This is a genomic window from [Muricauda] lutisoli (nom. illeg.) (genome assembly GCF_017313105.1).
Classification (GTDB): Bacteria; Bacteroidota; Bacteroidia; order Flavobacteriales; family Flavobacteriaceae; genus Flagellimonas; species Flagellimonas lutisoli.
In genome coordinates this window covers 1071266-1086510 of record NZ_JAFLND010000001.1, presented here as the reverse complement: position 1 = coordinate 1086510, position 15245 = coordinate 1071266, and the positions used below count along the sequence as shown (strand labels likewise).

Here is a 15245-nt window from a genome sequence, read left to right as displayed (position 1 = left end):
CAATATGAAAACAAGAGCGATTTTCTTAAGTTTTTTGGCGGTTGTATTGTTCTACGGTTGTGCCCAAGATCAATCAAAACTTCTGATCAATAACTTTGTTTATGAATTGGTTGTTTCTGGTAAAATCAACAACATTGAAGAATTTCACGGTCTAGGTGAAGAAGTTAGGTCCAAGCCTAACTATCTGGCGTTTTTAGAAAAGTACTTTATATATATGAGGAAGGAATTAGTGGATGATTGCAACATGGATTACGAAGTGTTAAGCTATGATGAAGCTAAAAATTCCAGCTTGAGTACTTTTCATCAATACGTAAAAAATTATTCGAAATTTAAACAAGTCTATTTTATTATCTGTAGTGGAGAAATAGCATTGCCCATTATTATTGAAAACAATAGGATCATCTCTTTTCAAAGTAATATCCTTAAAAAATCGGGAGGGGATTATTCCCCTTTTCTGCTGAACAAATAGAAAACCAAAAATTAACAAACAACCTTATTTTAAATCAAATGAAAAAACAAATTTTGGTAGGACTTTGCCTGTTGATGGCACAATTGACTTTTGCACAAGAACCCATTGCTCTTTTTAATGGGGAGAACCTGGATGGTTGGGTCAATCACGGAGAAGAAAAATGGTTTGTGGAGGATGGCGAACTCATCTGCGAGAGTGGCCCAAAAGGTGAGTACGGTTATTTATCCACGGAAAAATTCTACAAGGATTTTGAGTTGACCTTGGAATTTAAACAAGAGGCCGATGGCAATAGTGGTGTTTTTATCCGATCCACTTTTGAAGGCAATAAAGTAAGTGGCTGGCAGGTTGAAGTGGCCCCTCCAGGAAAAGATACGGGTGGTATTTATGAATCCTACGGTCGTGGTTGGTTGATAAAGCCCGACCCCGAAAAAGACAAGGCATTAAAAATGGGGGAGTGGAACACCATGAAAATTCGGGTGAAAGGCCCTGAAGTCACTTCTTGGCTCAATGGAGTGGAAATGGTTCATTTGGAAGATGAAAAAATTGGGGAAGGCGAAGGTGCCATTGCGCTCCAGATACACGATGGAGGTGGTATTCGAGTAAAATGGCGCAATATTGAACTAGTTCCTTTGGATTAACAACAAAAGAAAAGCCCGATTTTCAAATCGGGCTTTTTTATCTCTAAAACAATAACTCCTAATTTTTCAAAGGGGTTACTTCAAAGCTTTTGTACTCAATAGGGCCGTGGTCCCCCTGAATCATGAACGGACCTGGTTCTCCCTCCTTACTGTCCAAAGCACCTCCTGTAATTCCAGGGATGGTGGCATCGGAAATTACAGTTTTCCCATTCAGCGTTACGGTGACCCTTCGTCCAATTAAAGTGATATCGTAGGTCTGCCATTCACCCGCTGGCTTGGATGCATTTTCATTCGGCTCCAAAAAGCCGTATACACCACCTAGGTAAATATCGGAAGGTTCGTACCCTTCGCTATCCACAATCTGAACCTCATAACGTCCACGCAGGTAAATGCCACTGTTGCTTCCTTCGGGGTAGCGGAATTCCACGTGCAGTTTAAAATCTTGGAATTTTTCATCGGTGATCAAGTTGGAACCGGACTCTGGACTGGTCAAAATACCATCTTTTACTACCCATTGGATCTTTTCTCCATCCACGTGCCATCCCGAAAGATCTTTACCGTTGAAAACATCAATGGTCTTTCCCCATTTTGGATTTTCCGTGTACTCCAATTCTGGAGCTTTTACACCGGTCCAATGAATAATGGAACCATCGGTATAAATCATGGTTCCCTTTAATGTATCACCGTCCAGCTCACCGTGGAAAATCATATCGCTACCCTTTGGTTCCCATTGGTTGGGAATACTAAAAGTGAATTTGTTCTCACCAAAAGTTTTTACTTCGGCAACGGGCCTTGCGCTACCAAAAGCAAAAACAAAACGGCCTACGAGTGTAGCAGTTCCCGAATGTCTAATTTCCAACCAAGAAGGGGAGGTCTTCCCCATAAAATCCATTTCCAGGTCCCATCGGCCTTCTAACGGACTGATTTGCTGGGCGTATATATGGCTTGTAAAACCTAAAAGTAAGGCGCAAATAAAAGTGTAAACTGTTTTTCTTTGGGTATTCATACGTATGTTTAGTTAAATTGAAGAACAAGATACGTATAATCCAAAAATTAACTGATTCCAGAAGCGCTTGATCTATTCGCAACCTCCAGTGAAGCCATTGGCGCTGAACTTGGTCTGTACGGCTCCTTGGAGTCCATTGTGTGCAAGCTGGATCACCAAGTTGCTTTCACCGCTACCATCACGTTTTGGGGTACAATATTCGAACAGGTAATAGCTGCCTGCCTGTTCTTCCACCCGTTGCGAGATTTCGTTGAAGGTATTTTCCAATTCTTGAGAATTACTGGCAAATACACTAGCGGTCTTTCCAATTTCAGTTAACACTTCGGTGTCGATTTCGGCACCTAATCCAATGGTGAAGAAGGAGATGTTTCTATCTGCTTCCTCAACGGCACGTAGGGCGTCGGATTCCCTGTAGCGAGATGCTTGGTCGGTTCCATCGGTGAACAATACCACTGATGCCGCATTGATGACTTCGGCATTCTCGGCCAACAGATCGGCTGCGATGTTTGTTGATTTTATCACAGCACCATATAGATCCGTTGATGGATCGTTGCTGATATCGGCAGTTATTCCGTCTACGGACGCGGTTAATTCGGCAGCCGATGATGTCAACGGGTTCAACAAATGAAGCTCGTCCTCACCATCGAACCAATAAATGGCCATTCTATAAGATTCCGAGCCTGGTGATGGCATTACATTGTTGATAAAGCTCGTAGTGGCCGCTTTTAACTCATCCAAACTACCCTCCAATACACTATTGCTCAAATCCAGCACCAATAGGGTGTTGTTGTTGAACACCTGTGAGTTTGGGGAAATTCGCGCAAAGGATTCCGAAGAGGATATGGAATTGAAACAGTCATCGTTTCTACCTTGTTCGTAAATGGAAAATTGGTCTGCGGACAGGCCCGAAATGGGATTGCCCATTAAATCCGATACCCGAAATAGTATGGAAACCTTTCCGGGCAAGGTCGTAAATTCATCCTGAATGGACAGCAACAATTCATTCTCTCCAAATCCAAGGCAATCATCAGGTTCTTCACCAAGGCCAAGTTCCCTGTCGTTTATGTCAAAACTGACATCATCATCCGCGTTTCCGCAGGAAAACAAAATAAGGCTAAATGATAATAGGATTGTAAATTGAAGTATGTGTTTCATTTTCATTTTAAAGTTAAGGTCCACCATGCACAACGTGGAATAAGACGGAAAAGTATGCATGATCCAAAGAATTAAACTAAAGAAAAGTTAAAAGAAATTTGCACTTGTTAAAATGATAGGGTTCCCATCAATTTTTAATATTTTCACCCTCAACAAAACCTACCGACCTATCTAACCAAAAATCAAAGCAAACAATAACACTAATAGGTTGAAACTATGACAATACTTTTGTTCGGAGCTACCAAAGATATTATCGGAACCCCAACGCTTTCTGTTCCTACAGCTAGCCTAAGCGGCAAAAAAATTCCAAATACGGTAGGAGAGCTTAAAAAGTTTCTTGAACATACATACCCGGAACTCAAATCCATCTCCAAGGTGACCGTTGCCGTGAACCAAAATTACGCTTCGGATAATGATCAAATAAACTCCTACGACGAAATTGCACTCATTCCGCCGCCACGGGTATGATATGTAAACCATCATTGTGAAGCCAAAATCCACATCATCAAGTGAAAATACATCCAAATTATTTGGGTTGGTGTTGTCGGGTGGCGCCAGTACCCGGATGGGGAGGGACAAAGGGCTGTTGGATTACCATGGCATCCCACAACGTGAGTACGTGTACAACCTCCTTGACCAAGTATGCGATAAGGTATTCTTAAGTATTAGGGAACAACAGTTGGAAACCGTACCAAAAGGGTTCAAGACCATCGTGGACCAAAACAGGTACAAGGGTCCTTTTAATGGTATATTAAGTGCTTTTGATGCATATCCCGATGTGGGCTGGCTTGTGCTGGCCTGTGATCTTCCTTTGATGACTTTGGAAGCTTTGCAACAACTGGTAGTGAAAAGACAGCCCGATACGTCCGCGACCGCCTTTGTAAGTCCCGAGACTGGGGAACCGGAACCATTGGCCTGTATTTGGGAGCCCAAAGGATTGGAAAAGGCCAAAGCCTTTTTGCAAAACTCCGATCAAAAAAGCCCAAAAAAATTTTTGATGAATACAGATAGTACCTTGGTGCATGCAAAAGATGACCAAGTACTTTTCAATGCCAATTCGGTGTTGGATCATGACATTGTAAAAAAGAAATTGTTGGAGCGGGAGGGAAGCTAGATTTTAGTGGCCCTACTTTTATGACCGTCCAAATCCAAAGTCTCCAAATCTTGAAAAGTTCCACAAGAAATCTGTCTTTTTACAAGTGATTTGGATTTCTTTCGCTTGGTCCGTGTTTCTATTTCTTTGTTCAGGTAATTCATTGTGAACTATTTTTCCTAAAACGAAATTAGCGTTATTTTATTTTGACAATCAGAAGATTAACCATTTTTAACGTGAATTTGTGCTTCGATATGCTCTAAAATCGACATCCAATGCATTCGCAGGATCAAGGCCGCTGTAGGTACATTGTCTTGTTGGATCGCCTCCACAACTGAACGGGTCTGGGTATTCAGCTTTTTGAAGAATTCAAAATCTTGTATAAAATCGTATTCGTAAAAATGGAGTCGAAGTTTAAGGTCCTTCAAAATTTGCAACAACACTTTATTGGTGCAATGTTGTACCAAATGATTATGGAAATTGAATCGGGCCCTCAGTCCTTCCGAAATAGTTGTGGTAGCCTCCATTTCAGAATGCAGTTTGGCCAAAACTTCCATTTCTTCTGGTTTGAACTCGGATTGCTCCACGGCCATTACTTCCAACTGGGCCACAATTTCGATAAGGTTCTTGACTTCGGTCTTGGAAAGCTTTGCCACCACAAAACCTCGATTGGGAACGGCTTGCAACACCTGCGCATGCTCCAATTGGCTCAAGGCTTCGCGAATAGGGGTGACGCTAATCCCCGTAGCTCTGGAAAGCGCTGCCAAATTAATGGTCTTGCCCACCTGTAATTCACCCTTTTGTATCTGAAACAACAGATGTTCCTTGATGCTGTCCCTTAAAACATGTCTTTTGCCCATGGTACTAAAATAGAAATCGTATACGATTAAACGGAATTCTATTGGGCTTATTATTATATATTTAAGCCTATAAAATTCTAAAAATCATGAAAAAACTGTTGTTGGGTCTATTGGTACCATTGTTTATTGTGGCATGTAAACAATCCGAAACCACCAAAAAAGAACCTATCGGCCTCTACGAAACAGAATTGTTCAAGGCTGTGCAGATGTCCGGTGTTTTTGAGGATTCCAAAACCTTTGTGGACCTGGTTCCCAAAAAGGATATAGCAACACTTGAGGAAGAGTACCTTAACACTAAAGATAATCAGGGATTTAGACTAGATAGTTTTGTGCTCAAAAATTTTGAGAACAAATCCCTGGAAGGGCTTCAGTTTAAGCTGGACACCACCAAAAACATGTACGAACATATCTCTAATATGTGGGATATTTTAAAGCGAAGCCCGGATAGTGTCATTGCCAATTCATCCCGTATTGCCCTTCCGTACAACTATGTTGTTCCCGGAGGACGTTTTCAGGAAATCTATTATTGGGACAGTTATTTTACCCTGGAAGGACTTATGGTAGATGGTGAAGAGGAAGTCGCCCAAGGAATGGTAAACAATTTTGCGTTTTTGATAGATTCCTTGGGATTCATCCCCAATGGCACTCGAGATTATTACAAAACACGTTCGCAACCACCTTATTTTTCCTTGATGGTGGATGCCATTGCCCATGACAATGAAACATTACTGCTCGAATACCTTCCGCAAATGACCAAAGAGTACAACTATTGGATGGACGGAGCCGAAGTAGGGGATAGCCTAAATCCAACAAAACGGGTGGTGAACCTTGGGGACGGGCACACCTTGAACCGATATTGGGATGCTGGCAATACGCCTCGACCCGAATCGTATAAAGAAGATTATCTGCTTGCCGAAAATTTGGAATCAGATTCGTTAAAACAACAGCTTTATAAAAATTTACGTTCTGCCGCCGCATCGGGTTGGGATTTTAGCAGCAGATGGTTTGGTGAAGCAGGGGGACTTGCCTCCACGGAAACCATTTCCATATTGCCCGTAGACCTTAATTGTCTGCTTTATTTTATGGAAAAAACAATAGCCAAGGCCCATGGCTTAAAAGGTGACGAAGCATCCCAACAACGCTATTTGGCTTTGGCCGAAACTAGAGCGGCCGTGATTCAAGCGTATTTTTGGAACGAAACCGAAGGGTTTTATTTCGATTACAATGTTGAGGACAATTCCATGACCCCTCAACTTACCTTGGCAGGTGTTACCCCTTTATTTTTTGAAATTGCCACTCCAGACCAAGCAGCAAAAGTCAAAGATGTGATCATGAATACCTTTTTAAAAGAAGGTGGGTTGGTCACCACATTGGAGCACAGTGGGCAACAATGGGACGCACCGAACGGTTGGGCACCTTTGCAATGGTTGGCCGTCAACGGATTGCTGAACTATGGCTATGTGGACGAGGCCAAGGAAATTATGACACGATGGTTGACGCTCAACGAAAAGGTTTACGCCAACACAGGCAAAATGATGGAGAAATACAACGTAGAGGATTTGTCCCTACTTTCCGGAGGAGGGGAGTACCCTACACAGGATGGTTTTGGTTGGACCAACGGTGTGGCCTTGGGATTTAAAAAAATATTGGAGGATTTGAATCGCCCAAACTAAAGCCAACTACCTACGTTCGTAAACATACGTAGCGATTCCCGGCAGTTCGCTGGCCACTACTTTGATCATGGTATTGTTGCTCAATTGCAATGTTCCCAATAAGGAACTGCCCTGGAAAACAATCTCCGTTCCATCGCTGGCCCAAGCGCCAGTGGCACGTGATGCTCCTGAACACTGCACAGCATATTGGTTGTTGGTTATTGGGGTAAGATTAAAATTTGATAGTTCAAATTGATACGTGGTGTCATCTCGTAAAACAATGGACCCTACGATGCAATCCTCTTCATCCAATAAGTTTTTCGACGAGCTCCCATCTCCGTTAACATCCACAGCTGAACTCACGTTTACCGCAACCAAATCCCAGGTACCTACAAGCTCCGCACTGGAAAAACCACCGCTGCCGCCATCGTCATCACTACATGAAACAACCATCAGGACTATGGAGAGGTAAACAAAAAACGACTTGATATTTTTCATGAAATCCCTTTTTAGGTTTTGATGAAAATACTACAATTTCAAGAATATTATTTGAATTGCCCCCGCATTTCATCGATCAGGAATATTTTAAAGCACTAAAATTCGCGGAAACTCGTTAGTTCATCATAAATAATAAACCGATAAAATGAAAAAACTTACCCAAAAAATCTTATCGATTGCTTTCATTGGTGCCACGCTCATTGGTTTTCAGTCCTGTAGCGAAGACGCCATGCTAGGTGAAGGCGAAGAACTTACCCAAGCGGAATTAAGAACTATTTTGACCACCGATGAAATCGCAGGAGCTGCGGATACTACTCTGGCAGAACTTTTTGTAGGAAGTTCGGCCAAAATGTCCACAGCAAAAGAAGGGGATTGTTATATGGCCGAGTATACCGAAACCGGATTTGTGGCAACCTTTAACAATTGCGTGCTCAACGGAACGGACAATGTAAACGGAACCGTTACCGTAACGTATGAAGCAGGGCAGGAGGCTTCCTCTTTTACAGCGACCTATCAGGATTTTTATGTGGGCACCGTTAAAATAAACGGAACAAGAAGTTACGAAATCACCGCAAGTGGAGACCAAACATCCGTTTCCTTTACGGTGGTGAGCGATATGTCCGTAGAAATGGAAGACGGCAGTATTATTTCCGAAAACGGCACCAAAACGTTCGGCATTACTTTTGGTGATTCTTTGGAAACCACTGTTTTTAGTCTTTCCGGTAATTGGACCGTAGAGGCCGATGGAAACACCTATGCCGTAACCACCTTGGAAGACCTTCAAGGAAACGCCTCCTGTGAATATATAACCACTGGTTCCATGACCGTATCCAAAAATGGATTGGCCGTTACCGTTGATTTCGGAAGCGGAGAGTGCGACAATGTGGCCACCATCATTTATCCGAACGGAGCTACCGAAGAGATTACTTTGTAATTTCCTGCAAAATATATATGAAAGAGCGCCAGTAACCCTGGTGCTTTTTTATTTTGATAGCATTCCTGTTTAGTTTGGTTATATTTAAAGAAACAATCAGTTTATGGTGAAGGAATTGGTGGCTGCCCAAAACGACTTTTTTGCCACACAGAAAACCAAGGATGTCGGCTTTAGAAAACAGTATCTCAAAAAACTGCAGCAAGAGATTGTAGCACAAGAAGATGCCATTTGTGATGCACTGTATGCCGATTTTAAAAAACCAAAGTTCGAGAGCCTGGCCACCGAGACCCAATTGGCACTGGCCGAACTAAAGCACGCCATAAAAAACATGGATGCCTGGAGCAGACCTGAGCGGGTTTCGGCCTCTTGGTCCAATTTTCCCGCTAAGGAATGGATACAGCCCGAGCCTTATGGAAAGGTGCTCATTATTTCCCCTTGGAACTATCCGTTCATGTTGGCCATTTCCCCTTTGATCGGTGCATTGGCGGCAGGGAACACGGCCATCATAAAACCATCGGAGTTCAGTACGCATACCTCCAAGATGCTTGCACAGATCATTAACAAAGTGTTTCCGCCCGAATACGTTACGGTGGTTGAGGGTGGAGTAGAGGTCGCTACCCAATTACTGGCCGAAAAATGGGAGTACATTTTTTTTACGGGAAGTACCAAAGTGGGCAAGATCGTCTATAAAAGCGCTGCCGAGCACTTAACTCCCGTTACCCTGGAACTGAGCGGCAAAAATCCCTGTATTGTGGACGAAACGGCTACCATAAAACTGGCCGCCAAACGAATTGCATGGGGAAAATTGATCAATGCAGGGCAAACCTGTATTGCGCCAGACTATATATTGGTGCACAAAAGCGTAAAAGATGCCCTGGTGAACCATATCCAACAGCATATCACGGAGTTTTATGGCCAACACATAGAAGCATCCAACGATTTTGCCCGAATAGCGACCCATAAACACTACGAGGAACTTAAAGCAATGCTTGAAGGACAGCAGGTGTTGTTTGGAGGGGATTTTAAGGACGAAGACCAATATATAGCACCCACATTAGTGGATGAACCCGAACTGGACAGTACCATTATGGAAGGCGAGATATTCGGTCCCATATTGCCGATCATCAGTTATGAGGATGAAAGCGAACTGGACACCTATATTTCCAAATACCCGAATTCGCTGGCGTTTTATGTGTTTTCGGGCAACAAAAAGTTTCAAAAACGGTTGATGGACCATTATTCCTTTGGTGGCGGAACCATCAACGATACCGTGGTACACATCAGCAATAAGGATTTACCGTTTGGCGGCGTGGGCCGGTCAGGAATTGGCGGTTACCACGGAAAATATACGTTTGATCTATTTTCCCATCACAAAGCGATTTCCAAAAGAGGCACCTGGTTGGATGTACCATTGCGATATCCGCCGTATACCATTCCCATAGGTTGGATAAAGCGAATAAAGCATTTATTTTAATGGGTTTTGCACCTTTGGGTAGTGGAGTTTAACATTTTCTATTTTACATAACATAAATTATAGTACAAATGTTAACATATAGTAAATTGCTCAGAATTTCTGTATAGCTCGCTATTTTATATAATATCAGATATGACTGCCTTTAGGCTCATATCGGAAATGACATTATGTAAAAGAAATTCTGCTACTAAGTCCAACGCTTCATCTCGCCATCAAATAAAATCATCCACTGGATAATTTTATTCGCCACGGATGTCAAAGCAATCTGCATTAAACACTAGAGTTTTTTTACTGCTAAAACTTACCCTTTTGTAGAAACCAAAAGCTCTCGAATATCCACATCAAGAATTTCAGCAATCTTTTTAAGATCTTTTAAATGCGGTTGGGATTTGTTGTTGCAGATAGCGGTTATTGAAGTTGTGCTTTTTCCAAGTTTCTCTGCAAGCCAAACTTGTGACTTTCCTTGGATTACCAACACTTCTTTTATCCTGTTAATTCTATCTGCCATGATATTGTTTAGATACTACAAGATATAATTCAGGCTTGTTAAAGTGTAACTTCAACTTTCATTTATATAACCAACACTTTGTTCTTAAAATATTTTTATATAAGTTTATCTTAACTTTATTTAATTCTTTTTTATATAAATAAAAGTCATGGTTAACCTCTAGTTGTTAATAACTTTATACTGACAGTCATATGATTCCCAAAGAGATTAACCTACTCCCCCTTATCTCCTACTTTGAACATTGCCACGAAGGAGACCTGCTTTCCTTTGTCCAATGGTTGGACAAGGCCATTTATATGTTCCATTACCTTCCTGTAGATGCTTTTTCAGCAACGGAGCGCCAAAATGTGTGTCATGTGCTTATGGAGCTCAAGGAAGCTGTTCTAAAAATCCATATGGAGCAAATCATTTCTGCTTAAAATCCAATCCATTCATTTTCATGGGCTGAACTGTATCTTTTACCAGTTAATCTAGCTTACTGTCCTTTTCGCATTTATAATTCTGAATGCTTGGAATCTTTAAAGTTTCCAATATTGCAATTAGTTTATCCCGCTGCGCATCCCTTCTTTTTTTTCCTTCATTAATTAGACCAATGACTGAGTTGGCTATTCCTGTAATTTCAGCAATTGTTATTGCGGCGGGCCAAAAGGCTTTGTTATTGTCGCAATTCTGATTTTGGAACTTTTTTAATTCATTTAAAGCATTTTTTAAGGAAAGATCATTTGCGACAAAATCCGGGTTATTGATTCGACCAAATTCATCTAATGACTTTCTCGTTTTTAACACAGACAAATTAGCCATATGCTTATTTATTATTTTATTGAATTTGATGGCAACTTGTTGGTACGACTCAATGAATTGCTTCTTGTCATTACAGTTGCAGTAATCTGTTAAAACTTTGGTTTCGATTTGCAAATTAACCTCGGTCAAGAGTTCCACCAGGTTATCCTTCTCTTGAGAAGAGGATAACATGGAAACCATACAAAAAAGGAAAAATGTGAATTTAAACTTACCAGCCATAATTTTATATTGAATTATTTAATTTTTTTTTGAGTAAACTGTTTTGGTATTGATAATACGAGCAACACCCATTATAGGATATTTCACAGGGGGCAGTAAATAGAAGGGGTAAGTCAATAATTTTTGCAGACCAAAAAGATAGCTGTTGCCGCTGAAAATCCACTATGGGAAACCCTTAAAGATTCTAGGTTGTCCCTTATAATTACCGGTCCCTTACCCCCAAATTACATTACAATTCCACTGCTGTATTCGCTATAGTGAGTAAATCTTTCATGGTAAATACACCGTTTGTCCCCAAAGTGGGCGACCAATCCCGATTATGTCCCAAATAAGATTCTTCATCCATTTCCAACAAGCCGATGAGCGTTTCTGCCACAATGGAACCACCTACCGGACCTAAACCTTCGCCAGGTTTGCTGCCACCATTGTCAATCCTTCCAATCTCCTCTGCCTCGGCTAAAATGTAAAACCAGAGCGGAGTCCCATTGTCCAGATTAATATTATGTGCTTGCGATACATTTCGAATTAGGTTCTTTACATCATTGATTTCGCCTTCGTCACGTTCCATACAAGCGGCTACGGATTCCCCAGAAGGCAATAAAAAGCTTTGGCCCCTACGCAAATTTCTAGTCGCCAGCGATTTATCAGCGGGGTTGGTGGAATCGATAAAGGGGAGGTTGAGCAAAATGGCCGCGAGCTGGGTGTCCAATTTTTCTGCACGTTGGTAATTGCCGTCAAAATCGAACAAGGCCTCCCACTCCACTATTTGTTTTTGGTTCTTTATCTTTTCAAAGCCCCGTCCGAACTCACTGGAAAAGATACTGTGTACATCGCCCGACGGCTTCAACTTAAGTTGTTGGTTGATCATGGAATGGCCAAAACGATAGGCAGCCACCGAAAACTCCACAGGAATGAAGGCACTGTGGCACGGCTTGTAGAACTTGCGACCGGCGCCCAATATTTCACTTACCAATTTTGATCCGCACAATAGGGGCAAAAACTCGTTCACTACAACCCACTGATAGTGCCACGTGACGAGTTGCCGCGCTTCTTCATAAATCTCATCCGATGTCTTATGGGGATCTGCATTCTTTATGGCATCGTAATTTGCATTGTAAAACCGGATCATGGCCAATTGGAACTGTGAAATCACCCTATTTTCATCGTTTCTTGGGTCTCCGATAATGGCTGTTTCGGTGCCTGTTCGAGGCAGGTCATGTTTTTCCAGATTGGCAGCCTGACCTTGATTCTGGTTGGTTTTTCCTGTCAATAGATAAAGTCCCCTACCATCAGGCTTATCATACAAAAAAGGTTCATCCTCTGGACCTCCACCAAAAATACAGTCCAAATCCAACGTAGCGGTACGGGTATTTTCAATTTCCCTCGGATTATTGATACTGCTGAAATTGGTTTGGGTGTCAAATGTAATATCGTGATCTACGAATTGACCAAAAAAGATCATACCCAAGGGTACATCAGAGGTCAATTCAGCATTGGTAGCCTCCATAGGTCCCCCCGGGGCTCCCAATTTGGCCAGTTCTAAAGGGTTGACATACAAAGGCGAAACTTCCCTAAACATACGTCCAAACCTACCGATGGATTCTTCCCCGTATGAATTGAATGTACATAACTCATTTTTTCCGTAAAAGCTGTGTCTTCCGTGATTGTTTTTCATGATTGTTGCTTGTTTAATTAGTATTGTTTTTAATTGGGGGAAAAATGGTTTCATGCCTTTAGGCAGACCTTCAAAAATCAAAAGACAAAATCTTTTAATGATGAAGGGAAATACTGTGCACCCATAAGGTGAAAGAATAACGGGGGAAGTAAGTCGTAGGAAGTCAATAACTTGGAGCAATGTAAGTTAGAAATTGATTCTCACTTCCCATTGCAGAAAAACCTTAAAAATTCTGGGGTTTTTACCCATTTATTACACTTCCACCTCCCCCACTCCCCTTCGGCTTCGCTCTTGGCACATTATAGTACAAGCCGAAGTGCAAATACCTTATATTAGTAGCGGATCTCTAAAAAACACCCATGTACAAGAAAATGATACTGTTGAGCTTGGCCTTTGTGGTTTTGCAGACCGGTCATGCCCAACAGAACGAAGGAACCCCTGCTGGTTCGACCGCTTTCTACACAGACGTCACCACATCACATTTGCCTTACAAAGACCTACAACTGCTCAGCATGGATGCCGGAATCGCTGATTTGGACCAGGATGGGGACATGGATATTTTGATTGCCAATGAGCACAGGCCCAACATCCTGCTCATCAATAACGGGAAAGGGAGCTTCACTAACGAGAGTGCCTTGCGGATACCTCAGGTAGATCATGATAGTGAGGATATCGGTTTTGCCGATTTTGACTTGGATGGCGACCTGGACATCATCGTGGTCAGTGAAGACGACAAGACCAATGAACTCTACCTGAACAATGGTGATGGCACGTTCAGCGATGGTGGGGACAGGATTCCGGTGACCGGAACTTCCAATTCGGTAGTTGTTTTTGATATCAATTCCGATGGTGCCCCCGATATTTTAATAGGCAACAATGGCCAGAACAATATCTTGATCAATGACGGAACGGGCCATTTTAAAGATGAGACCCTTGAGCGGTTTGGTGCATTTTTGGATGTTACACAGGACCTTACCCTTGCCGATGTGGACACGGACGGGGACCAAGATCTTCTAGTGGGCAATGAGGATGCCAATAGAATACTGATCAATACCGGAAATGGCTTTTTTGAAGATCAATCTTCCGATAGGCTCCCCTACCGCAGTGAACCCGAGGAAACCCGCGAAGTGGATGTAGCGGATATAGATGGGGATGGTGATCTGGACATCCTATACGGAAATGTTCAGGCTTTTGTGGACAATGCCCTGAGGCAAAACCGGTTGTTACTGAACGACGGAAAAGGCTTTTTTACGGATATTACCGCCACCCATTTGCCCAAAGATGACAATCGTTGTTTTGGGGTGGCCTTTTTGGACATTGATCGTGATGGTGATCCGGACATCATGACCGGAAATACAAACGGGGCGCGATTTGCTGGCAACACGCCATACAGCGTTTATCTTAACGATGGTAAAGGAAAGTTCGTTGAGGCAACTGAGAAAATAATTCCAGAGGGCATATCCGGTAGAGGCTTTGATATCGATTTTGTGGATCTGAACGGCGATGGCATCAACGATCTTTTCTTAAGCAATCGCGGTTCACAGGATTTTCTGCTATTGGGCATCAAAAAATAAACATTGGACAAGACAGTCCAAACCATACCTTTATTAAGATAGTTCTAGATTGACTTTTCACCAAGATCGGGGAGCAAGCTTTGCTTTTCTCGGGCGAACGTCCATTACCTTGTTTATTTCCTTTTGGATACGGCCAACACAAAGCTCAACAATGCCAATACAATGGATAAAGGGATGAAAATGGTTCGTTCCATAGCACCCTTGGCCATTAGGTTCCCTATTAGACTTATGGCAAAAAAGCCTACCATTATCCAAATCGCCATATCCGCGACCTTTTGTAATCTTTTGATCTTGAGGTAATCCAGTTTAATGCTAACCATCAAAATGAAAACAAGGGTCAATACAATAGCAAATCCCTCATAGGCGATTACTTGCGATTTGTCCTCAATTGACCCACCCCAAGTTTGATCGTAGGGTAGCACATCCAATAGTACCAATACATGAAATACGACCAATAATGATAAAAGCATCAAGAGAAGCCTTCCTGCTATTTTCATATTGCAATGATTGAATACAGAACAATGTATAAAAAAAGAAGAAAACCAAGGGTATTAGGTTATCTCCTGTAATTTGTTCTTGTGCTGATGCTTCAGCTTCAACACAAATGTGGTGGTATCCTATTTTGAGGGTTTACCATGTGAAAAAGGAAGAAAAGTATACAGTTTTAATAAAAAACAAATCAAATTTGG

General features: G+C 42.1%; 18 protein-coding genes. 9 read left to right on the top strand and 9 right to left on the bottom strand.

Annotated features, from left to right (window positions below; genetic code table 11):
- Nucleotides 1-4: 4 nt before the first annotated feature.
- Together J0X13_RS05115 and J0X13_RS05110 are read left to right on the top strand one after the other, a co-directional pair.
- The gene (locus tag J0X13_RS05115; RefSeq protein ID WP_207070361.1) at nucleotides 5-469 is read left to right on the top strand and encodes a hypothetical protein; all 465 of its coding nucleotides are present in this window, start codon (nucleotides 5-7) and stop codon (nucleotides 467-469) included.
- 38 nt (nucleotides 470-507) lie between these two features.
- The gene (locus J0X13_RS05110) at nucleotides 508-1107 is read left to right on the top strand and encodes a 3-keto-disaccharide hydrolase (RefSeq protein ID WP_207070360.1); all 600 of its coding nucleotides are present in this window, start codon (nucleotides 508-510) and stop codon (nucleotides 1105-1107) included.
- Nucleotides 1108-1165: 58 nt separating this feature from the next.
- Here the strand turns inward: J0X13_RS05110 and J0X13_RS05105 are convergent, their stop codons facing one another.
- Both J0X13_RS05105 and J0X13_RS05100 read right to left on the bottom strand, forming a co-directional pair.
- Entirely contained in the window at nucleotides 1166-2113 is a 948-nt protein-coding gene (locus J0X13_RS05105) for a 3-keto-disaccharide hydrolase (RefSeq protein ID WP_207070359.1), read from the bottom strand.
- 72 nt (nucleotides 2114-2185) lie between these two features.
- Entirely contained in the window at nucleotides 2186-3268 is a 1083-nt protein-coding gene (locus J0X13_RS05100) for a vWA domain-containing protein (protein WP_207070807.1), read from the bottom strand.
- A 216-nt stretch (nucleotides 3269-3484) separates the two neighbouring features.
- Between J0X13_RS05100 and J0X13_RS05095 the strand changes: the two genes are divergently transcribed.
- Both J0X13_RS05095 and J0X13_RS05090 read left to right on the top strand, forming a co-directional pair.
- Entirely contained in the window at nucleotides 3485-3736 is a 252-nt protein-coding gene (locus tag J0X13_RS05095) for a MoaD/ThiS family protein (RefSeq protein ID WP_207026546.1), read from the top strand.
- A 16-nt stretch (nucleotides 3737-3752) separates the two neighbouring features.
- Entirely contained in the window at nucleotides 3753-4382 is a 630-nt protein-coding gene (locus J0X13_RS05090; protein ID WP_313786397.1) for an NTP transferase domain-containing protein, read from the top strand.
- Here J0X13_RS05090 and J0X13_RS05085 read toward each other — a convergent pair.
- Together J0X13_RS05085 and J0X13_RS05080 are read right to left on the bottom strand one after the other, a co-directional pair.
- Nucleotides 4379-4525 (bottom strand): hypothetical protein, encoded by a 147-nt coding sequence (locus tag J0X13_RS05085; protein WP_207026547.1) that lies wholly within the window; start codon nucleotides 4523-4525, stop codon nucleotides 4379-4381. The genes J0X13_RS05090 and J0X13_RS05085 overlap by 4 nt on opposite strands.
- A gap of 57 nt (nucleotides 4526-4582) precedes the next feature.
- Nucleotides 4583-5221 carry a GntR family transcriptional regulator gene (locus J0X13_RS05080; protein WP_207070358.1) on the bottom strand — a complete coding sequence of 213 codons (639 nt, stop codon included), beginning with the start codon at nucleotides 5219-5221 and terminating at the stop codon, nucleotides 4583-4585.
- An 86-nt stretch (nucleotides 5222-5307) separates the two neighbouring features.
- Between J0X13_RS05080 and J0X13_RS05075 the strand changes: the two genes are divergently transcribed.
- Nucleotides 5308-6894 carry a trehalase family glycosidase gene (locus J0X13_RS05075; protein ID WP_207070357.1) on the top strand — a complete coding sequence of 529 codons (1587 nt, stop codon included), beginning with the start codon at nucleotides 5308-5310 and terminating at the stop codon, nucleotides 6892-6894.
- A gap of 6 nt (nucleotides 6895-6900) precedes the next feature.
- On the opposite strand, the gene J0X13_RS05070 is transcribed toward J0X13_RS05075, so the two are convergent.
- Entirely contained in the window at nucleotides 6901-7371 is a 471-nt protein-coding gene (locus J0X13_RS05070; RefSeq protein ID WP_207070356.1) for a hypothetical protein, read from the bottom strand.
- 145 nt (nucleotides 7372-7516) lie between these two features.
- On the opposite strand from J0X13_RS05070, the gene J0X13_RS05065 reads away from it, so the two are divergent.
- Both J0X13_RS05065 and J0X13_RS05060 read left to right on the top strand, forming a co-directional pair.
- The gene (locus tag J0X13_RS05065) at nucleotides 7517-8305 is read left to right on the top strand and encodes a hypothetical protein (RefSeq protein WP_207070355.1); all 789 of its coding nucleotides are present in this window, start codon (nucleotides 7517-7519) and stop codon (nucleotides 8303-8305) included.
- A gap of 103 nt (nucleotides 8306-8408) precedes the next feature.
- Entirely contained in the window at nucleotides 8409-9779 is a 1371-nt protein-coding gene (locus J0X13_RS05060) for an aldehyde dehydrogenase (protein ID WP_207070354.1), read from the top strand.
- Between the two features lie 301 nt (nucleotides 9780-10080).
- On the opposite strand, the gene J0X13_RS05055 is transcribed toward J0X13_RS05060, so the two are convergent.
- On the bottom strand, nucleotides 10081-10287 hold the full coding sequence (locus J0X13_RS05055) for a helix-turn-helix transcriptional regulator (protein WP_242535615.1): 207 nt from the start codon (nucleotides 10285-10287) through the stop codon (nucleotides 10081-10083).
- Nucleotides 10288-10478: 191 nt separating this feature from the next.
- On the opposite strand from J0X13_RS05055, the gene J0X13_RS05050 reads away from it, so the two are divergent.
- Nucleotides 10479-10706, top strand: coding sequence for a hypothetical protein (locus tag J0X13_RS05050; protein WP_207070353.1), 228 nt, complete (start codon nucleotides 10479-10481; stop codon nucleotides 10704-10706).
- A gap of 46 nt (nucleotides 10707-10752) precedes the next feature.
- Here J0X13_RS05050 and J0X13_RS05045 read toward each other — a convergent pair whose 3' ends face one another.
- Together J0X13_RS05045 and J0X13_RS05040 are read right to left on the bottom strand one after the other, a co-directional pair.
- The gene (locus tag J0X13_RS05045; protein ID WP_207070352.1) at nucleotides 10753-11307 is read right to left on the bottom strand and encodes a hypothetical protein; all 555 of its coding nucleotides are present in this window, start codon (nucleotides 11305-11307) and stop codon (nucleotides 10753-10755) included.
- A 229-nt stretch (nucleotides 11308-11536) separates the two neighbouring features.
- A complete protein-coding gene (locus J0X13_RS05040; protein ID WP_207070351.1) occupies nucleotides 11537-12982 on the bottom strand; it encodes a peroxidase family protein in 1446 nt (481 codons plus the stop codon).
- 359 nt (nucleotides 12983-13341) lie between these two features.
- Between J0X13_RS05040 and J0X13_RS05035 the strand changes: the two genes are divergently transcribed.
- Entirely contained in the window at nucleotides 13342-14556 is a 1215-nt protein-coding gene (locus J0X13_RS05035; protein ID WP_207070350.1) for an FG-GAP repeat domain-containing protein, read from the top strand.
- Nucleotides 14557-14669: 113 nt separating this feature from the next.
- Here J0X13_RS05035 and J0X13_RS05030 read toward each other — a convergent pair whose 3' ends face one another.
- Nucleotides 14670-15053 (bottom strand): hypothetical protein, encoded by a 384-nt coding sequence (locus tag J0X13_RS05030; RefSeq protein ID WP_207070349.1) that lies wholly within the window; start codon nucleotides 15051-15053, stop codon nucleotides 14670-14672.
- Nucleotides 15054-15245: the final 192 nt, after the last annotated feature.